16 protein-coding genes, 2 tRNA genes and 1 pseudogene are annotated in these 19,752 nt (G+C 59.7%); 8 read left to right on the forward strand and 11 right to left on the reverse strand.

Annotation, left to right across the window (positions count from 1 at the left end; translation table 11 throughout):
* Nucleotides 1-828, forward strand: coding sequence for an ammonia-dependent NAD(+) synthetase (gene nadE, locus LMH93_RS24410; RefSeq protein WP_003249583.1), 828 nt, complete (start codon nucleotides 1-3; stop codon nucleotides 826-828).
* 102 nt (nucleotides 829-930) lie between these two features.
* Here nadE and azu read toward each other — a convergent pair whose 3' ends face one another.
* On the reverse strand, nucleotides 931-1,380 hold the full coding sequence (azu, locus tag LMH93_RS24415) for an azurin (protein ID WP_003249580.1): 450 nt from the start codon (nucleotides 1,378-1,380) through the stop codon (nucleotides 931-933).
* Nucleotides 1,381-1,730: 350 nt separating this feature from the next.
* Between azu and LMH93_RS24420 the strand changes: the two genes are divergently transcribed.
* Nucleotides 1,731-2,318, forward strand: a complete 588-nt coding sequence (locus tag LMH93_RS24420; protein WP_003249578.1) for a TIGR00730 family Rossman fold protein — start codon at nucleotides 1,731-1,733, stop codon at nucleotides 2,316-2,318.
* Between the two features lie 137 nt (nucleotides 2,319-2,455).
* On the opposite strand, the gene LMH93_RS24425 is transcribed toward LMH93_RS24420, so the two are convergent.
* Both LMH93_RS24425 and LMH93_RS24430 read right to left on the reverse strand, forming a co-directional pair.
* Nucleotides 2,456-4,756 carry a YgiQ family radical SAM protein gene (locus tag LMH93_RS24425; RefSeq protein ID WP_003249577.1) on the reverse strand — a complete coding sequence of 767 codons (2,301 nt, stop codon included), beginning with the start codon at nucleotides 4,754-4,756 and terminating at the stop codon, nucleotides 2,456-2,458.
* A 178-nt stretch (nucleotides 4,757-4,934) separates the two neighbouring features.
* Nucleotides 4,935-5,117: pseudogene (locus LMH93_RS24430) on the reverse strand (DUF3077 domain-containing protein); the annotation flags it as partial.
* A 630-nt stretch (nucleotides 5,118-5,747) separates the two neighbouring features.
* Between LMH93_RS24430 and LMH93_RS24435 the strand changes: the two are divergent.
* Together LMH93_RS24435 and LMH93_RS24440 are read left to right on the forward strand one after the other, a co-directional pair.
* A complete protein-coding gene (locus tag LMH93_RS24435; protein ID WP_230064695.1) occupies nucleotides 5,748-6,902 on the forward strand; it encodes a YcaO-like family protein in 1,155 nt (384 codons plus the stop codon).
* Nucleotide 6,903: 1 nt separating this feature from the next.
* Nucleotides 6,904-8,559: an ATP-binding cassette domain-containing protein gene (locus tag LMH93_RS24440; protein WP_230064696.1), complete on the forward strand. Its 1,656-nt coding sequence runs from the start codon at nucleotides 6,904-6,906 to the stop codon at nucleotides 8,557-8,559.
* 24 nt (nucleotides 8,560-8,583) lie between these two features.
* On the opposite strand, the gene dnaB is transcribed toward LMH93_RS24440, so the two are convergent.
* From dnaB to rnr, 7 genes are all read right to left on the reverse strand, one after another.
* Nucleotides 8,584-9,981 carry a replicative DNA helicase gene (gene dnaB, locus LMH93_RS24445; protein ID WP_003249571.1) on the reverse strand — a complete coding sequence of 466 codons (1,398 nt, stop codon included), beginning with the start codon at nucleotides 9,979-9,981 and terminating at the stop codon, nucleotides 8,584-8,586.
* A 113-nt stretch (nucleotides 9,982-10,094) separates the two neighbouring features.
* Nucleotides 10,095-10,541 (reverse strand): 50S ribosomal protein L9, encoded by a 447-nt coding sequence (gene rplI, locus LMH93_RS24450; protein ID WP_003249568.1) that lies wholly within the window; start codon nucleotides 10,539-10,541, stop codon nucleotides 10,095-10,097.
* 20 nt (nucleotides 10,542-10,561) lie between these two features.
* Nucleotides 10,562-11,425, reverse strand: a complete 864-nt coding sequence (locus LMH93_RS24455; RefSeq protein WP_012053856.1) for a hypothetical protein — start codon at nucleotides 11,423-11,425, stop codon at nucleotides 10,562-10,564.
* Between the two features lie 33 nt (nucleotides 11,426-11,458).
* Nucleotides 11,459-11,689: a 30S ribosomal protein S18 gene (gene rpsR, locus LMH93_RS24460; RefSeq protein ID WP_003249563.1), complete on the reverse strand. Its 231-nt coding sequence runs from the start codon at nucleotides 11,687-11,689 to the stop codon at nucleotides 11,459-11,461.
* Nucleotides 11,690-11,717: 28 nt separating this feature from the next.
* Nucleotides 11,718-12,143, reverse strand: a complete 426-nt coding sequence (gene rpsF / locus LMH93_RS24465) for a 30S ribosomal protein S6 (protein WP_003249557.1) — start codon at nucleotides 12,141-12,143, stop codon at nucleotides 11,718-11,720.
* 290 nt (nucleotides 12,144-12,433) lie between these two features.
* A complete protein-coding gene (gene rlmB, locus LMH93_RS24470; protein ID WP_003249554.1) occupies nucleotides 12,434-13,180 on the reverse strand; it encodes a 23S rRNA (guanosine(2251)-2'-O)-methyltransferase RlmB in 747 nt (248 codons plus the stop codon).
* On the reverse strand, nucleotides 13,177-15,750 hold the full coding sequence (gene rnr, locus LMH93_RS24475; RefSeq protein WP_003249552.1) for a ribonuclease R: 2,574 nt from the start codon (nucleotides 15,748-15,750) through the stop codon (nucleotides 13,177-13,179). The genes rlmB and rnr overlap by 4 nt, the downstream gene beginning before the upstream one ends.
* A gap of 272 nt (nucleotides 15,751-16,022) precedes the next feature.
* Here rnr and LMH93_RS24480 point away from each other — a divergent pair.
* The 4 genes from LMH93_RS24480 to LMH93_RS24495 all read left to right on the forward strand — a co-directional run bounded on the left by LMH93_RS24480 (nucleotide 16,023) and on the right by LMH93_RS24495 (nucleotide 19,111).
* Nucleotides 16,023-16,109, forward strand: a tRNA-Leu gene (locus LMH93_RS24480).
* An 88-nt stretch (nucleotides 16,110-16,197) separates the two neighbouring features.
* Nucleotides 16,198-16,284, forward strand: a tRNA-Leu gene (locus tag LMH93_RS24485).
* A 248-nt stretch (nucleotides 16,285-16,532) separates the two neighbouring features.
* Entirely contained in the window at nucleotides 16,533-17,546 is a 1,014-nt protein-coding gene (locus tag LMH93_RS24490; RefSeq protein ID WP_003249550.1) for an extracellular solute-binding protein, read from the forward strand.
* Complete coding sequence (locus tag LMH93_RS24495) at nucleotides 17,546-19,111, forward strand: ABC transporter permease (protein WP_003249548.1); 1,566 nt, start codon at nucleotides 17,546-17,548, stop codon at nucleotides 19,109-19,111. Before LMH93_RS24490 ends, LMH93_RS24495 begins: the two co-directional genes overlap by 1 nt.
* A gap of 84 nt (nucleotides 19,112-19,195) precedes the next feature.
* On the opposite strand, the gene LMH93_RS24500 is transcribed toward LMH93_RS24495, so the two are convergent.
* Nucleotides 19,196-19,663, reverse strand: a complete 468-nt coding sequence (locus LMH93_RS24500) for a DUF2867 domain-containing protein (protein ID WP_004577528.1) — start codon at nucleotides 19,661-19,663, stop codon at nucleotides 19,196-19,198.
* Nucleotides 19,664-19,752: the final 89 nt, after the last annotated feature.

Below are 19,752 nucleotides of genomic sequence, written 5' to 3' on the forward strand. Positions count from 1 at the left end.
ATGCAAGCGGTTCAGCAAGAGATTGCCCAGGCGCTGAAGGTACAGCCGCCGTTCGCCGACGCGGCAGCGCTCGAGGCCGAAGTCGCCCGACGGGTGGCGTTCATCAAGGACTGTCTGGCCAATGCTCGACTCAAGACCTTGGTGCTGGGCATCAGCGGTGGCGTCGACTCACTGACTGCCGCCCTGCTCGCCCAGCGCGCCATCAACGAGCTGCGCGCCGAGACCGGCGACAAGGCCTACACCTTCATTGCCGTGCGCCTGCCGTACCAGGTACAGCATGACGAGCATGACGCCCAGGCATGCCTGGATGTGATCAAGGCAGATGAAGTTCACACGGTGGATATCGCCCCGGCAGTGCGTGCATTGGCAGCTGAAGTGGCGGCGTTGAAGAATGGCTCGCCGACGTTGGTGGACTTCGTGGTTGGCAACGTCAAGGCACGTACCCGAATGGTCGCCCAGTACACCATCGCTGGCGCCCGCGCAGGTCTGGTGATCGGAACCGACCACGCCGCCGAGGCGGTGATGGGCTTCTTTACCAAGTTTGGTGATGGTGCCTGCGACCTGGCGCCGTTGAGTGGGCTGGTGAAGAATCAGGTGCGGGCGATTGCGCGCAGCTTCGGTGCGCCGGAGTCACTGGTGGAAAAGGTGCCAACGGCCGACCTGGAAGACCTGGAGCCGGGCAAGCCGGACGAGGCGTCACATGGCGTGACCTACGCGCAGATCGATGCCTTCCTGCATGGGCAGCCGGTTGACCAGGCAGCGTTCGACATCATCGTCGCCACCTACCGCAAGACCCAGCACAAGCGCGAACTGCCGTTCGCTCCTTGATAAGTGGCCTGCAGGAGCGGGTTCACCCGCGATTACGAGGGTGAACCCACTGACGCATTCGCGGGTGAACCCGCTCCTACAGGGTTCGCCGTCAGCCTTTGATTACTTGACGATGACCTTGCCTTTCATCATCGAGATGTGGCCCGGGAAGGTGCAGAAGAAGCTGTAGTCACCACCGGCTTCCAGCTTGGAAGTGTCGAACTTCACTTCGGTTTCTTTCTCAGGCGCGCCGATCATCTTGGTGTGGGCGATGATCGCGGCGTTGTCAGCCTTCAGGTAGTCCTTATCCAGACCCTGGCTCATGCCTTCGGTGGCAATGGCCTGCATGTCGGCAGTCTTGCTGATCACCAGGTTGTGGCCCATGACGTTCTTCGGCAGGTTGCCAGAGTGGGTCAGTTTGACGGTGAATTCCTTGCAGCTCTTGTCGACAGTGAATTCCTTGCTGGTGTAGGACATCTGGTCAGTCGAGTCGACAGTGACCGAGCACTCGGCGGCGAAGACAGAAGCGCTGGCGAGGGTCAGCAGGGATACCGCTACAGCTTTCGCAAACATCATGAATCTCCTTGGCAGGGTTTTATCAATTGCGAGACTGCCTGAAACCGTTCAGCCCCTTGCTGATATGGGTCAAGGGGGGTGTCAAGCGATCAGCCAGTAGAATTGTTCAATGGATTGTATACAACCAATCTAAGGGCACATCATGCCCTTTTATTAGACGATGGGACAACCTCTCATTTAGGAGCAATACCAAATGCCCATCTCCAACTTCCTCAATAGCCTGCTCGCTGCCTACGCCCACGGCGCCACAGGAGCCATCTGCGAATTCTCCCGACCAGAATGAACCCGGCCTTGGAAGCGACGGGCATGCGCCGTACCCTGTGCGCCTGAGTGACAGGAGATGAGCAATGCCCGTACGTTCCGTTTGTGTGTTCTGCGGCGCCAGCATGGGCGCCAACCCTGCCTACCGTGAAGCAGCCGTCGCGCTAGGCCAGGCCATTGCCCGCCGTGGATTGACCCTGGTGTATGGCGGTGGCGCGGTCGGCTTGATGGGCGTGGTGGCCGACGCGGCCATGGCGGCCGGCGGCGAAGTGGTCGGGATCATTCCGCAGAGCCTGCTGGACGCTGAAGTCGGCCACAAAGGCCTGACCCGCCTGGAAGTGGTGGATGGCATGCATGCGCGCAAGGCCCGCATGGCCGAGCTGAGCGATGCCTTCATTGCCTTGCCGGGAGGGCTGGGTACGCTGGAGGAACTGTTCGAAGTGTGGACCTGGGGGCAACTGGGCTATCACGCCAAGCCACTCGGGCTACTGGATGTGAACGGTTTCTACGACAAGCTGGGCGGGTTCCTCGACCATATCGTCGAAGAAGGCTTCGTGCGCCCGCAACACCGGGCGATGTTACTGCTGGGGCAGCAGCCGGACGAGCTGCTGGACGGGATGGACAGCTTTGTGGCGCCGGTCGCGCCTAAGTGGGTCGACAAGCAGCCTGATTGAAGCTGAGACTTTTGGGACCGCTTCGCGGTCCTTTCGCGACACAAGGCCGCTCCCACAAAAGCACTGCGTACAGCCGATCAATATGGGAGCGGCCTTGTGTCGCGATGGGCTGCAAAGCAGCCCCAATAGTCGATCAGTTAACGCGGAATGACAGGCTGACGCGGCTTCTTGTTGCCCTTGCCGCCCTTGCTCGCCTCTTTGCGCTCCTTGGCCGCCTGCTGGTTGCGCGCAAACGCTTCGGCCTTGGCCTTCTCGCGCTTGTCCCACGGCTTGCTGCCATCGCTGCCACGCGGCGGCAGGCCGGTGTGCTGGGTCAGGATCTTCTGGTCCTTGCCCACCTTGTGGCTCCCGGCCGGGGTCGAGTTCTTGCGGCGCGCACTCTGGTAGCTGTCGGTCTGCGGCTGGTGCGCCGGAATCAGCTGGTGCTTGCCCGGCCCGATCAGGTCGGCGCGACCCATACGCTGCAGCGCTTCACGCAGCATCGGCCAGCCCTTCGGGTCGTGGTAGCGCAAGAACGCCTTGTGCAGACGGCGTTGCTCGTCGCTCTTGACGATCTCCACCCCTTCGCTCTTGTAGGTCACCTTGCGCAGCGGGTTCTTGCCTGAGTGGTACATGGCCGTAGCCGAGGCCATTGGCGACGGGTAGAACGCCTGTACCTGGTCGGCACGGAAGCCATTGCCCTTCAGCCACAGGGCCAGGTTCATCATGTCTTCGTCGGTGGTACCGGGGTGCGCGGCAATGAAGTACGGGATCAGGTACTGCTCCTTGCCCGCTTCTTTCGAGAATTTCTCGAACATGCGCTTGAAGCGGTCATAGGTGCCGATACCCGGCTTCATCATCTTGTCCAGCGGGCCACGCTCGGTGTGCTCCGGGGCAATCTTCAGGTAGCCGCCAACGTGGTGGGTGACCAGTTCCTTGACGTACTCCGGCGATTCTACCGCCAGGTCGTAGCGCAGGCCGGAAGCAATCAGGATCTTTTTCACACCCGGCAAGGCACGGGCCTTGCGGTACAGCTCGATCAGCGAGCTGTGGTCGGTATTGAGGTTTTCGCAGATACCCGGGAACACGCACGACGGCTTGCGGCAGTGCTTCTCGATCTCGGGGCTTTTGCAGGCGATGCGGTACATGTTGGCAGTCGGCCCGCCAAGGTCCGAGACCACGCCAGTGAAGCCCGGCACCTTGTCACGCATCTCTTCGATTTCGTGCAGGATCGACTCGTGCGAGCGGTTCTGGATGATGCGGCCTTCGTGTTCGGTGATCGAGCAGAAGGTACAGCCACCGAAGCAACCACGCATGATGTTCACCGAGAAACGGATCATCTCGTAGGCCGGGATGCGCTCCTTGCCATAGGCCGGATGCGGCACACGGGCGTAAGGCATGCCGAACACGTAGTCCATTTCCTCGGTGCTCATGGGGATGGGTGGCGGGTTGAACCACACATCCACTTCGCCGTGCTTCTGCACCAGCGCGCGAGCGTTGCCTGGGTTGGTCTCCAGGTGCAGCACGCGGTTGGCATGGGCATAGAGCACCGGGTCGTTACGCACCTTTTCGAACGATGGCAGGCGGATCACCGACTTTTCCCGGGTCACGGCCGGGCTGTCGAGAATCTGCACCACCTTGGCTTCGTTCGGGTCTTCCTGGTCGCCCTTGGCCTGTTCGATGGCGCAGGCCTGGGTGTCCTGGGTGTTCACGTACGGGTTGATGATCTTGTCGACGCGCCCTGGGCGGTCGATACGGGTGGAGTCGATCTCGTACCAGCCCTGCGGGGTATCGCGGCGCACGAAGGCGGTGCCGCGTACGTCGGTGATGGTCTCGATCTTCTCACCGTTGGACAGGCGCTGGGCCACCTCGACCACCGCACGCTCGGCGTTGCCGAACAGCAGGATGTCGGCGCTGGCGTCGATCAGGATCGAGTGACGAACCTTGTCCTGCCAGTAGTCGTAGTGGGCGATGCGGCGCAGCGAAGCCTCGATGCCGCCGAGCACGATCGGCACATGCTTGTAGGCCTCCTTGCAGCGCTGGCTGTACACCAGGCTGGCACGGTCCGGACGGCTGCCGGCCAGACCACCCGGGGTGTAGGCATCGTCGGAACGGATCTTCTTGTCCGCGGTGTAGCGGTTGATCATCGAGTCCATGTTACCGGCGGCCACGCCGAAGAACAGGTTCGGTTCGCCGAGCTTCATGAAGTCGTCTTTTGACTGCCAGTTCGGCTGGGCGATGATGCCCACGCGGAAGCCCTGGGCCTCCAGCAGACGGCCAATGATGGCCATGCCGAACGACGGATGGTCGACGTAGGCATCACCGGTCACGATGATGATGTCGCAGGAATCCCAGCCGAGCAGATCCATCTCCTCCCTGCTCATTGGCAGGAAAGGTGCTGGCCCGAAGCATTCGGCCCAGTACTTGGGATAGTCGTAGAGTGGTTTGGCTGCTTGCATGTCAGTGACCGGTTCTGGTGTGCAGGGAAATCGCGGGCGCGGAATATAGCACAAATTTTGACCAAATCCGACTGGATTCGTGGGGATTGGTGGGCGGGGCGACGGTTGGGGGATGGACGTGGCAGGTGGTTGGCTTGAGGGGTGTAGTGGGGTTGCCAGGTGTTCGACAGAATCCTTGCAGCGCCTTGGCCATCGCACTCAGGTAATGGGCAGCCCAGATCATCATCGGCTTCTCATCCATCAACCCAGTGATGGTCAGTTCGCGCACATAGCCCATCAACTCCGAAGACTGCTCGCGGGCGTCTCTACACTGGATCCCGGGCTCGATGCGGAACAACGGGTGGGGTAAACCCGCTCCCACAGGTACGGTGCAACTCTTGAAGCCTATGGTGAACCTGTAGGAGCGGGTTCACCCGCGAAAGGGCCAGCCCAGGCAACACATCAACGAATCTTTACAGCAGGCCCCTGCCCCTGCATCGGGTTGTCTTCAAGAAAAGGGGATCGTGGGGTGGATCGGGGCAAGGCGATTACTCACAGGAATACCTGAGCCTGCTTACACCAATGGCGATCGCGCCCCCTGCTGAGCGATCGCAATTCCTTCAGATTTTTACTGAATGTTTAGCCTACCCCACCCTGAGAAAGTGCTAACCAGCTAATTATTGGTGCTTTTTTCTTTATCTCTTAAGAATTGTAGGAATCGACCTTCTAGTCTTAGTAAAAAATCCTACATTAACTTTCCTCAACAAATCCCGAGAAGTTCTTGAACCCCCAAAAAAACAAGTGCTACAACAATGACGCGCTGAAAGGCGCACTCAAACCAACTCTATAGGAGCACTAGCCATGGGACGTCGTCGTTCTGAAATCCACACTCTGCAGATCCCACGCGTGATGAGCTACACATTCACCGAGTCCGAGGTTGAATTTCTCAATCTTCTGTAAGTGACAAACCAGAAGGGGCTTAGCCCCTTCTGGCTCTACCAAGGAGCAGAACATGATTACCGAACGCGAGCTGAACATAGAAGAGGCCTACAACCGGCTGACAAGGCTGCATCATCACTTAGGGCTTCAATCGAAAACAGCACTATCAAAAAAGAGTATCCTGGTCGCCACATGCCACTTATACGACAGCGCCTACAAAGAAGTTTCTTGCGGGGCAGGAAAAGGGGAACATTGCGAACTAGGAGCCCTTGCTGAGAGCCTAGAGCACTACTTCGTCGACAAGAGCACTCCACCACTCATCGAAAGCGACCAAATTTTGCAATCGATAGCCCCATTTGACGATTGGCTCCTAAAATCCATTCCCCCGGATTGCCGAATACCTTATTTCAGTCTTCAGGCATTGAACAGCTACGACGAAATAGCCATTCCCGCGATATTGATAGCACCTTCCTCCAGAAACATTGATGAAATCGAAAAAACTGCAGCGGGCTTTCTTTCCAAATACTCGACCAACTCTGGTACAGCACTTGGCTGCACGGAGAACGAGGCTCTGCTCCACGCCATCAATGAAGCTATCGAACGTCACGCACTTTCTATGTACTACCTATCACTTTGCGGCCTGACTTCCCCACCCAAACTTTACCAACCTTCGAGTTCTTTTCTGGAAGAAACATTTGCCCATGATACCGAGCTTCTCCGTCGGGCCAAAAAACTAGAAATATACTTGACGCACGACTTTTACGAAGTTTCATTTTGCATTGCTGTTTCTCGTAGTAAAAAAGAAGGTGCACTCAGCAGCATTGGCTCCGGCAGCTCCATCAACCCCTCCATTGCAATGTACCGCGCCGTAACGGAGCAGGTTCAGTGCGAGCAGCTTTCTGGGGCCACAGAAAAACAAGAAGATCTCTCTGCTGAAAAAATGCTTACTCATTCAACCCGCCTTTCAGCACTTATACACCCATGCCCCACATATGCTGTACCCGCCTTTCACCCTCCGCATACCGATCTCAGCGTGCGCGGGCAAGTCAAGCGAACACTGATCAACCTGGAAAAACATAATAAGGTCGCATTCTATCGCACACTTTATGAGCACCCGAATCTCGCTACGGTTGTTCAGGTGTTCATACCCGGACTTGAACGCTTCCACCTGATCAGATCAGGTATTCCAGTCGCGCCACAGCGTGCACTCAAAGGCATAAGGCAATGACATGCAAATCTATAGAGGAATTCTCGCCGCCCTCGGCGCGACACTGCTCCTGAAAATCACGACCGTCGTACCTGCTCTAGTCTTGGCCGACATCATTGACAACCTGGCCACCTCAGCCGCGTCTTCCCAGCTTCTGCTCGGAGCTTTCATATGCCTCGTCGCATTACAAGCCTCAATGACCCCTCTACAAGCCTGGTGCCTGGCGCGGCTTTGCCAGGAACGCGTGAAGCAACTTTCCATCCGCTGGTGCCGCGAATTGCTGGACAAGCGCTTCGAGGCCTATGGACAACTCCATGGCGGAACACTGGTAAAAGTACTGGATAGGGGCATTACTGCACAGGAGCGGTGGTTAGGCTTTTTGATTGGCTCGGCATGGCCGGTGCTAGCCGAAGCTGCAGTGCTGATAACGCTCTTCGCTTACCTGGGGGCTACTTCGGTATTGATCGGCCTCATCCCTTTGAGCCTGGCCTACCTGTGGGCCAACGATCGCCTGGTGCGCTGGCGCCGGCCACATATCGAGGCAGTGAACGCGCGCGAGGATGAACTGGCGGAACAATGGGTCGATACCTTCGCCAGCGCGGCAACGGTCAAACTGGAAAAGGCCGAGGATGCCGCAATGCTCCCGGTCAACCAGACACTTTCGCACTATGCCGACTCAGCAGTGCAGGTAGCTCACAGTGGGGGTTGGATTCAGAGCCTGCGTACCCTGTTCATAGGCCTGGGCAGTAGCGGTTTGCTCATGTGGGGTATCCATGATCAGGCTCTGGCAACACCGCAATTGAGCCTGGGCGAGCTGGTTGCTCTCTTCACCTTGGTGAGCGGATTGCTGGCAGGGGTTGCGCAACTTGCTGAGGCCTGGCGATTGCTAGACCAGTTTCGGCTAGACAAACGCAAACTCGAACACTGGCTCCAGCTCCCCTCGTTCGGCCCAGCATGCACTACTGAGGCGAAGTCCCAAGACCAGGACGCTGGCCTAAGCATCGCCCCGTGTCAGTTGAGCGCTCGAGATACTGTACAACTTCACATCGAAGAACCCTTGGTACTGCACAAAGGAGAACGGGTCGCACTGATCGGGCCCAGCGGATGTGGTAAATCGACACTTCTGCATACGCTGGCGGGAACGATATTCCCGTTGCGCAAGGATGTGCACCTGCACGGCAGGTGCCTGGCGTCGCTCGACGCTAGTGAACAATTCAGTCGATTACGACTCTGCCCTCAGGATGCGCATTTCATACCCGGCCCCCTGCCCCGCGCAGTGCTGTTCGAGCAAGCTCATGATCGCGCTCAAATCGAACGATGGCTTGAACGGTTGGGACTGAGCAAAGACTGGTACGAACTTGATCTGGATGCACGCGCAGAATCGATATCGGGCGGCGAAGCACGCAGGCTGACGCTGCTACGCCTTCTTAATCAGCCTGGGGAATTCAATTTCTTTGACGAACCCACAGCCGGGCTCGATGCCGCGTCGGCAGAGCGAACCTGGGACCTGTTGTTCGAAGCATTTAAAGGGCGAGGGCTGATTTGCGTGACGCATGATCAGAGCGCACTGTTGCGGTTTGACCGGGTGATCACCCTGAGCGAGGGGCGGATCATCAGCCAAGGGCAAACGAACATCGCTCAGATTTCAGAGCTAGCAGGCGCACCGCAAACCTTGTAGGAGCGGCCTTGCTAGCTCAATGGGTTATTCATCATCATCAAAGTTGTACATCCCCGGCGCCAAGTTCTCGAACCGGGTGTACTTGCCGATAAACGCCAAACGCACGAAGCCGATGGGGCCGTTACGCTGTTTGCCGATGATGATTTCCGCCACGCCCTTGTGCTCGGTCTCGGGGTGGTACACCTCGTCGCGGTACACGAACATGATCACGTCGGCGTCCTGCTCGATTGCACCGGATTCACGCAAGTCGGAGTTCACCGGGCGTTTGTTCGGGCGCTGTTCCAGCGAGCGGTTCAGCTGCGAAAGGGCAATGACCGGGCAGTTGAATTCTTTGGCCAGGGCCTTGAGCGAGCGGGAAATCTCGGAAATTTCGTTGGTACGGTTGTCACCGGCCGACCCCGGAATCTGCATCAGCTGCAGGTAGTCGACCATGATCATGGCGATTTCACCATGCTCACGGGCCAGGCGGCGGGTACGTGCGCGCATTTCCGAGGGGCTGATACCCGCCGTATCGTCGATGAACAATTTTCGGTCGTTGAGCAGGTTCACTGCCGAGGTCAGGCGCGGCCAGTCGTCGTCATCCAGCTGGCCGGAACGGACCTTGGTCTGGTCGATACGCCCCAGAGACGAGAGCATACGCATGATCAGCGACTCACCTGGCATCTCGAGGGAGAACACCAGCACCGCCTTGTCGGTCCGCAGTACGGCGTTTTCTACCAGGTTCATGGCGAAGGTGGTCTTACCCATCGACGGACGGCCGGCGACGATGATCAGGTCGGCTGCCTGCAGGCCGCTGGTCTTCTCGTCCAGGTCGGTGTAACCGGTGGAGATACCGGTGATGTCACTGTCGGAGTTGAACAGCGTATCGATGCGGTCGATGGCCATGGTCAACAGCTCGTTGACGCCTACCGGGCCGCCGGTTTTAGGCCGTGCCTCGGCGATCTGGAAGATCTGCCGTTCGGCATCGTCGAGAATCTCGGCAGCGTTGCGCCCCTGGGGGTTGAACGCGTTGTCGGCGATGTCGGTACTGATGCTGATCAGCTGGCGCAACGTGGCCCGCTCGCGAATGATCGCGGCGTAGGCCTTGATGTTGGCCACCGAAGGGGTGTTCTTGGCCAGCTCGGCCAGGTAAGCCAAACCGCCGATCTGCGAGGACAGGCCTTCCTTGTCCAACTGCTCGTGCAGGGTCACCACATCGAATGGCTGGTTGGCGTCGGCCAACTTGTGCACAGCGCGGAAGATCAGCCGGTGGTCATGCCGGTAGAAATCGCCGTCCGACACCTGGTCCAGCACCCGCTCCCAGGCATTGTTGTCCAGCATCAGGCCACCGAGCACGGCCTGTTCGGCCTCGATGGAATGCGGCGGTACCTTCAGGGCTGCGGTTTGCAGGTCAAGCTGTTCGGAGGTGGTGATCTCGTTCATGGCCACGAAAGAATTCTGGAGGATGAAAAAGACAAAGGGCACGGCCTGTCGAAAACAGGACCGTGCCCGATGTTAACCGCCTGACTCGCAAGGAGCCAGCCAGTTAGCGCAGCTTAGGCAGCTACGACGACCACGCGTACGGTGGCTTCAACGTCGCTGTGCAGGTGCACGGCTACGTCGTATTCGCCAACCTGACGGATGGTGCCGTTCGGCAGACGAACTTCAGCCTTGGCCACTTCAACGCCGGAGGCGGTCAGGGCGTCAGCGATGTCGTGGGTGCCGATCGAACCGAACAGCTTGCCTTCGTCGCCAGCGGTGGCAGTGATGGTCACTTCCAGCTCGGCCAGTTGGGCAGCGCGGCTTTCAGCCGAAGCTTTCTTGTCAGCGGCTGCTTTTTCCAGCTCGGCACGACGCTCTTCGAACGCAGCCAGGTTGGCGGCGTTGGCAACGGTGGCCTTGCCGAATGGCAGCAGGAAGTTACGGCCGTAACCAGCCTTAACTTTTACTTTGTCGCCCAGGTTGCCCAGGTTAGCGACTTTTTCCAGCAGGATCAGTTCCATTTGGTAAAACCTCTTAACTTTTAACCTTCACCGTTCGCGGAGTCTTTCCCCGGAGGGGACTTGCGACCGCGAAAATCAATCAGGCTGTCGACAATGGCCAAAACCATCAGCAACGGATAAATCAGCTGCATGATCAGCGGTAGCGTCACGTACATCCCCACCAGCCAGAAACCGGCCAGTCGGCCCTGTGCCACCAGCCCGTGCATCAAGGCGATGCCGGCCAGCACCAGTACCAGGCTGGAAGCCGATGCCAGGATGATGAACTGCGGGCCGATAAACGGCGCCACCACCATCACTGCCACCAAGACCGCCATGGTCTGTTTCGGCAACTTCAGTTCGCGAAACTCGCGACCGAAGCCTCCAGGGTTGTACAACGCTGCCTGCCAATAGCGCGCCAGCATCAACGCCAGCACACTGAACAATTGCACCGTCACTGCTGTGGAAGCGACCAGCACAGGGCGGATCAGCTCACCGGAGAGCACCGGTTGCCCTTCGATTTGCGGCATGGCTTCGGCAAACGCCTTGGCCAGCACATCGAAGGTTTGCGCCAGCGCCAGATCAAGCACGAGGCTGAAAGCCACGGCGAACACGGCACTGGCGAGCAACACCCGGCTCCAGGGATGCTCGGCACGCAACATGGCGGCCAGGGCCAAGGCACCCGCAATCACCAGAAAGGTGATGGGATCGCCCATGACCCATACGGCCAGCCCGGCCAGCAAGCCGCCGGCGATGACCGATGTAGCATCCTTGAACCCACGCCGCAGCAGCACAAGGCTGCCGGCAGCGGCACTCAACCAGAACAGCAGCGGCAGTACCGCGCTGATGACCACCACCAGGGTGGCCTGCACACGACCGCGCATGATGAAACTTGCTAACGCTCGCATGCTAATCCCTTACTGCTTGTCGACGACCCGGTCTCAGCGGCCGTGGCTGTCGGTGTAGGGCAGCAGGGCCAGGAAGCGGGCGCGCTTGATAGCGGTAGCCAGCTGACGCTGATAACGAGCTTTGGTACCGGTGATACGGCTTGGAACGATCTTGCCGGTTTCGGATACGTAAGCTTTCAGGGTGTTGAGATCTTTGAAGTCGATCTCTTTCACGTCTTCAGCAGTGAAGCGGCAGAATTTACGACGACGGAAGAAACGTGCCATTTAATAGGCTCCTCTAAAGGTCCGTGGATTACTCGTCAGCGTTATCGCTGGAGTCGCTGTCATTGCTGTCGTCGCCTTCGGCGGAGTCAGCATGCTCAGGACGCTCGCGACGCTCACGGCGCTCGCTGCGGTTCTCTTCAGCCTTCAGCATCTCGGACTGGCCGGTAACGGCTTCGTCGCGACGGATGACCAGGTTACGGATAACGGCATCGTTGTAGCGGAAGTTGTCTTCCAGCTCGGCCAGGGCCTTGCCGGTACATTCAACGTTCAGCATCACGTAGTGAGCCTTGTGAACATTGTTGATTGCGTAGGCCAGTTGACGACGGCCCCAGTCTTCCAGGCGGTGGATTTTGCCACCATCTTCTTCGATCAGCTTGGTGTAACGCTCAACCATGCCGCCGACTTGTTCGCTCTGGTCCGGGTGAACCAGGAAGATGATTTCGTAATGACGCATGAATGCTCCTTACGGGTTAGTAGTCTGCCAGTGAATCTGGTCAGACAAGGAGTGAATGACACTGTATGTCTTGCACGGAGGGGAGGCACATGAGCGCCTGCCAGCTCGGCAAGGGGCGCAATTGTAGAGAAGCCGGGGCGCACAAGCAAGGTGATTGGTGAATATTTGAACAGCCTGAAACATATTTACAGGCTGCGGGCCTCTTCGCGGGTGAACCCGCTCCTACAGGGGAACGCAATCACCCTGTAGGAGCGGGTTCACCCGCGAAGAGGCCGGAACAGGCCTGAGAATCAGCGCTTGGCCTGACGCTGACGCACGGCTTCGAACAGGCAAACCCCGGTCGCCACCGACACGTTAAGGCTGCTGACGCTACCTGCCATCGGCAACTTCACCAGGAAGTCGCAATGCTCACGGGTGAGCCGACGCATGCCCTTGCCTTCCGCCCCCATGATCATCACCAGTGGCCCGGTCAGGTCTTGCTGGTAGATCTCCTGCTCGGCCTCGCCAGCGGTACCCACTACCCACAGGCCACGCTGCTGCAACTTCTCAAGCGTACGCGCCAGGTTGGTCACAGCCACCAGCGGAATGACTTCTGCTGCACCACAAGCCACCTTTCGCACAACCGGCGTCAACGTTGCGGACTTGTCCTTGGGCACGATCACTGCCGTGGCACCGGCCGCATCCGCGGTACGCAGACAAGCGCCGAGGTTGTGCGGGTCGGTCACGCCGTCCAGCACCAGGATCAGCGGCGGCGTTTCTGTGCGCTCAAGCAGCTCTTCGAGCATCAGCTCGCCCCACACCTGGCTCGGACTGACCTCGGCTACAACGCCTTGGTGCACGCCTTCGACCCAGGCATCCATCTCACGGCGCTCGGCCTGGCCGACCGGCACGCGGTTTTCCGCGGCCAGCGCCAGCAAGGTTTCGAGGCGTGGCTCACTGCGCCCTTCCGACAGCCAGATCTGCTTGACCCGCTTTGGATGGTGCTGCAGCAATGCCTGCACGGCGTGTACGCCGTAGATCTTTTCCAGCTGACTCATGAATTGCTCTTGTTTTTGCGTGGTGCGCCGGACTTCGGCGGGCCTTTACGGTGCTTGGTCGGTTTGCCGGACGGCTTGCCACCTTTCTCCGATTTGCTGCCAGCACTGCTGCGCGCGTCGGTCATCAGCGCTTTTTTCATCTCGCGGCTTTTACGCACTTCAGCGTTTCGCTGCACAGCATCCTTGGGGAAGTACGCTTCGGACGCTTCGCTTTTGCGGCTGCGCGGCTTGGGCGTGGCTTTCGCTTCGGTTGCTGGCTGCTGCTCGGCTTTTTCGGCAACTGGCGCGGCGCCACGCTGCTTGCGGCCGATCGGTGCGGCGAGGGTCTTTTCCGACACTTCGAAGTCGATCTTGCGCTCATCCAGATCAACACGCATGACCTTGACTTCGATGGTGTCGCCCAAGCGGAAGCTGCGACCGGTGCGCTCGCCAGCCAGGCGATGGTGTACCGGGTCGAAGTGGTAGTAGTCACCTGGCAACGCACTGACGTGCACCAGGCCCTCTACATAGATATCGGTCAGCTCGACGAACAGGCCGAAACCGGTCACCGCCGTGATCACACCCGGGAAGGTCTCGCCCACGCGATCTTTCATGAACTCGCACTTGAGCCAGTTGACCACGTCACGGGTGGCCTCGTCGGCCCGGCGCTCGGTCATCGAGCACTGCTCGCCGAGTTGCTCCAGGGTGTTTTCGTCGTACGGGTAGATACGCGCCTTGGGGATGCTCATGGCGCCGGCACGCTTGACGTGCGGGGTATCGACCTTGGAGCGGATGATGCTGCGGATGGCGCGATGCACCAGCAGGTCCGGGTAACGACGGATCGGCGAGGTGAAGTGGGTGTACGCCTCGTAGTTCAGGCCGAAGTGGCCGTTGTTCTCGGTGCTGTACACGGCCTGGCTCAGCGAGCGCAGCATCACCGTCTGGATCAGGTGGAAGTCCGGGCGACCGGCGATGCTCGCCAGCAGGGCCTGGTAATCCTTCGGCGACGGGTCCTTGCCCTTGTGCAGGCTCAGGCCCAGCTCGCCGAGGAAGGCGCGCAGTTTTTCCAGGCGCTCCGGCGGCGGGCCATCGTGCACGCGATACAGGGCCGGCACGCCGTGCTTCTGCAGGAACTCGGCCGTGGCCACGTTGGCCGCCAGCATGCATTCCTCGATCAGCTTGTGAGCATCGTTGCGCACGGTCGGGCGGATTTCGGCGATCTTGCGCTCGTCGCCGAAGATGATGCGGGTTTCCTGGGTTTCGAAGTCGATGGCGCCACGTGTGTGACGCGCCTCCACCAGCACCTTGTACAGGTTGTACAGGTTCTTCAGGTCGGGCACGACTTCCTTGTATTCCTCGCGCAGCGCCTTGCCCTCACGGGTACGCGAGTGCTCGAGCATGCTGCTGACCTTGTTGTAGGTCAGGCGGGCATGGGAGTGGATCACGCCTTCGTAGAACTGGTAGTCGACCATCTGGCCGGCTTTGTTCATGGTCATTTCACAGACCATGGCCAACCGGTCGACATGCGGGTTCAGCGAGCACAGGCCGTTGGACAGCTCTTCGGGGAGCATCGGCACCACGCGCTCGGGGAAGTAAACCGAGTTACCGCGCTGCTGGGCTTCGACATCCAGGGCAGAGCCCAGACGCACGTAGCTGGACACGTCAGCGATGGCCACGTACAGGCGCCAGCCACCGGAGAACAGACGCAGCTTGCCCAGCGGTTCGCAATAAACGGCATCGTCGAAGTCGCGGGCGTCTTCACCGTCGATGGTGACGAACGGCAGATGGCGCAGGTCGACACGCTTCTCTTTGTCCTTCTCCTCGACTTCGGAGCGGAACTTGCGTGCCTCCTTGACCACATCATTGGGCCAGACGTGCGGAATGTCGTAGCTGCGCAGGGCAACGTCGATTTCCATGCCCGGCGCCATGTAGTTGCCGATGACCTCGACCACATCGCCTTGCGGCTGGAAGCGCGGCGTTGGCCAGTGGGTGATCTTGATCTCGACGAACTGGCCGATCTTGGCACCGCCGTTACGCCCGGCGGTCACCAGCACTTCCTGCTGGATCTTCGGGTTGTCCGGGGTTACGTAACCGATGCCGCCTTCTTCGAAATAGCGGCCGACCACGCTTTCGTGGGCACGGGAGATGACTTCGACCAGCACGCCTTCACGGCGGCCACGGCGGTCGACACCGGAGACGCGGGCCAGGCCACGGTCGCCGTCGAACACCAGTCGCATCTGCGACGGGCTGAGGAACAGGTCTTCGCTGCCGTCATCGGGAATAAGGAAGCCGAAGCCGTCGCGGTGGCCGGAGACGCGACCGCAGATCAGGTCCAGCTTGTCTACCGGGGCATAAGTGCCGCGCCGGGTATAGATAAGCTGGCCATCGCGCTCCATGGCACGCAGGCGGCGGCGCAGGGCTTCGATCTGGTCTTCTTCATACAGACCGAACTCTTTTGCCAGCTCCTCGCGGGCAGCAGGTTCGCCTCGGTCGGCGAGACGCTGCAGGATCAGCTCACGGCTGGGAATGGGGTTGTCGTATTTTTCCGCTTCGCGAGCGGCCTCGGGATCGAGGGATTGCCAATCGGCCATCAGAAGGGGTTCACCTTGGGGTATATAGATATGAATTCTGGCATAGGCGTATTGAAACCGGAAATGTCTGCCTTGGACAGCCCCCGCTGCAGTGCATAAACAGCAGAAATAGGCTTGTGGAATCAACAAGTTGAATTTTTTGAATTTTTTTTCGATTGGGGGCTTTACAGCCTTGGGGAGCGTCCGTATAGTGCGCACCACAACGACGGACAACCCCGAAGTTGTAGTAGAGATGAACGACGCTGTAAAGCATCAAGTAACCTCGAATGTGTGCCCAGGTGGCGGAATTGGTAGACGCGCTGGTTTCAGGTATCAGTGACCGCAAGGTCGTGGAAGTTCGAGTCTTCTCCTGGGCACCAAGTATTTTCAAGTAGCAGATGACCAAGGATCTGTTACTACTGTGTGAAAGCGAACGATAGTCGCCTTCTGCAGATGATGTAAAGCTTTGCCCAGGTGGCGGAATTGGTAGACGCGCTGGTTTCAGGTATCAGTGACCGCAAGGTCGTGGAAGTTCGAGTCTTCTCCTGGGCACCATACAAAAACCCACTAGCTTGCTAGTGGGTTTTTTCTTGCCTGCGATTTTTGTGCCCCCTCCCCCGATACCCGCACGTCGTAGGAGCGGGTTCACCCGCGAAGAGGCCCGTACAGGCAACACACGCCCAGCGCCCCCCCCCCCCTTGCACCATGGTCTGACCATGAATTTCTCGTCACCCGGCCACTTGAGAAACAATTTCGTTTACCATTGTTTCCAAATATGTAGCCGTAAGCGAGGAAGTACCCGCATGACGATCCGCCCGCAACCGCTGATGCGTACCCTGGCCGCCGCAGTGCTGAGCCTGGTCATCGGCGCTCCGGCCGCCATGGCAGACGCACCGGTCACGCTGACCATGTACAACGGTCAGCACAAGGAAATCGGCGAAGCCATTGCCAAGGCCTATGAGGCCAAGACCGGCATTCACATCGACATCCGCAAAGGCAGCAGCAACCAGCTGGCCAGCCAGATCATCGAGGAAGGCGACCGTTCGCCAGCCGACATCATCTATACCGAAGAGTCCCCGCCCCTGAACAACCTGGGCGAGCTGGGCCTGCTGGCCAAGATTGACGACGCCACGTTGAACATGATGCCCAAGGAGTACGTTGGCGCCAACGGCACCTGGATGGGTATCACCGCCCGTACGCGCATCGTGGTGTACAACCCCAAGAAAGTCGACGAGAAAGACCTGCCAACCACGGTGATGGACTTCGCCAACCCTGAGTGGGAAGGCCGCGTCGGCTACGTCCCTACCAGCGGTGCGTTCCAGGAGCAGGCCGTGGCCATCCTGAAGATGCACGGGCGTGAAGCCACCGAAGAATGGTTGACCGGCCTGAAAGCCTTCGGCAAGACCTACACCAACAACATGGTCGCCCTGAAAGCCGTGGAAAAAGGTGAAGTGGCTGCGGTACTGGTGAACAACTACTACTGGTACGCGCTTGAACGCGAACGCGGCAAGCTGGACACCAAGCTCTATTACCTGGCCGACGGCGATGCTGGCAACCTGGTCACTATCTCCGGCGCAGGCGTGGTCAAGGCCAGCAAACACCCGAAGGAAGCCCAGGCCCTGCTCAACTGGATGGCCAGCGAAGAAGGCCAGCGCGTGATCACCCAGACCACCGCCGAGTACCCGCTGCACAAGGGTATGGTTTCTGACCGGGGCCTGAAGCCGTTCGACGAACTGCGCCCGCCGAAGATCTCGCCAGCTGACCTGGGCAATGCCGAGGAAGCCATCGAACTTGAGCGTGAGGTCGGCCTGCTCTGATGACTGCCGCCCTGTCCGAACCGGTGCCGGTACGCTTCGTACCGCGCCGCAAGCGCCCTTCCATCTGGGTAGTGCTGCCTGTGCTGTTCCTTGTGGCAATGAGCTTGCTGCCACTGGCTTATGTCGCCATCAAAGCCTGGGAGGCCGGCTGGCGCGAAGCTTTGCACCTGCTGTGGCGGCCCTTTGTCTGGGGGCTGATGCGCAACACCCTGATGCTGATGGTCGGGGTGACGCTGACCTGCATGGTGGTCGGCCTGGCACTGGCCTGGCTGCTGGAGCGCAGCAACCTGGCCGGCCGCCGGTTGTGGGGCGTGGTGCTGTGCCTGCCATTCGCCGTGCCGTCGTTCGTCAGCAGCTTCACCTGGGTGTCGCTAAGTTCGGACTTTGAAGGCCTGGGCGGCGCGATCATGGTCATGGCCCTGTCCAAATACCCACTGGTGTTCCTGCCCGTTGCCGCGACCCTGCGCAACCTCGACACGTCGCTGGAGGAGTCGGCACGCACCCTGGGTTGCAGCCGCTGGGGGGTGTTCAGCAAAGTCACCCTGCCGCTGCTGTGGCCGTCGATGCTCGGCGGTGCGCTACTGATTGCCCTGCATATGCTGGTGGAGTTTGGCGCATTGTCGATCCTCGGCCTGCAAACCTTTACCACGGCGATCTACCAGCAGTTCGAACTGGAGTTCAGCAACGCCAACGCGGCCATGCTGTCTGCCGTGCTGCTGGCGATGTGCCTGGCAATGCTGTGGCTGGAACTGCGGGTGCGCGGTAAAGCCCGCCATGTACGCATCGGCCAGGGCGTAGCACGCCGTGCGCAACCGGTGCGGCTGCGCGGCTGGGCGGTGCTGGCGCAGCTGTTCTGCGTGGGCCTGGCGGTGCTGGGCAGCGGCATTCCGCTGGCGATGCTCGGTTACTGGCTGAGCGTGGGTTCGTCGGCGGCATTCCCGGTGGCGGCCATCTCGAAGGCGTTGTTCACGTCGCTGTCGGTGTCGCTGGGCGGTGCCGGCTTCTGTGTGCTGCTGGCTCTGCCTATCAGCTTCCTGGTGGTGCGCTACAAAGGCCGCCTGGCGATTTGGGCCGAGCGTCTACCCTATCTGCTGCACGCCCTGCCCGGCCTGGTGATTGCCCTGACGTTGGTGTTCTTCGCCCTGCACTACGTGCCGGCGCTGTACCAGACCACGGCCTTGCTGCTGTTGGCCTATGCGCTGCTGTTCCTGCCGTTGGCGCAATCACCGGTGCGCACCGCGCTGAACAAGGCTTCGCCGACGCTGGAAGAAGCCGCGCGCACGCTTGGCGCGAGCAGCTTTGCCGCGTTCTGCCGGGTGACCTTGCCGATCATCTTCCCGGCCATGGCGGCAGCCTTTGCGCTGGTGTTCCTGGATGCCATGAAAGAGCTGACGGCTACCCTGCTGCTCAGCCCGACCGGCATGACCACCTTGGCCACCGAGGTGTGGGCACACACAGCCAACGTCGAGTTCGCGGCAGCGGCGCCTTATGCTGCGTTGCTGATCGTGGTGTCGGGGTTGCCGGTTTACTTGCTGACTACGCGGATGTATCTGAACAAGGCATGAACTTCTTCGCGGGTTTGCCCTCAGGTACAGCACCGGTCTCAGGGCCTGCGCTTTACCTGTGGGGGCTCGCCGGTGATCAGGCCATCAGATGTTACGCAGCATGCGCCGCACAATTGGCCCGTGGGCCTTGCCGACCGGCAACATGTAAAGCCGGCCGAAGGTGTTGAAGCACTGCACCGAGGTGGTCACGCCCAAGCGCTGACACCCCTCCCCCTGATCATCTAGATCCACACTCACCATTACAGCCAGATGCGTATCACGCGAGGTCAGGACCAATTGCTGGTCGCTGATGGCCTCGACAGTGAAGAAGTCCAGGCGCTCACCGACGGCTGGCACATGCGTTGGATCGCCGCGAGTGAAGCCGTGGATATCGGCGACATTGAAACGGCGTGAGATAAAGTCGCGAATGCGGAAAGCCCGGGCCAACCAGCCGGGGACGTCCGAGGTCATGGCGCAGTAGGCTTGCAGGGCGGTCATCGGGTCAGTGAGCTGTACGCTGTCACTGTGCAGGAAATTCAGGTCGGCCTGGGCAGCGATTAGTTGGGCGGACATGAGCAACTCCTTTTGTCATGTGTCGCCGACAGCATAGCAACGCCGCTCAGGCGTGGGAGCGGCCTTGTGTCGCGAAAGGGCCGCATAGC

Source organism: Pseudomonas sp. CIP-10, assembly GCF_020911845.1.
In the GTDB taxonomy this organism is placed as follows: domain Bacteria; phylum Pseudomonadota; class Gammaproteobacteria; order Pseudomonadales; family Pseudomonadaceae; genus Aquipseudomonas; species Aquipseudomonas alloputida.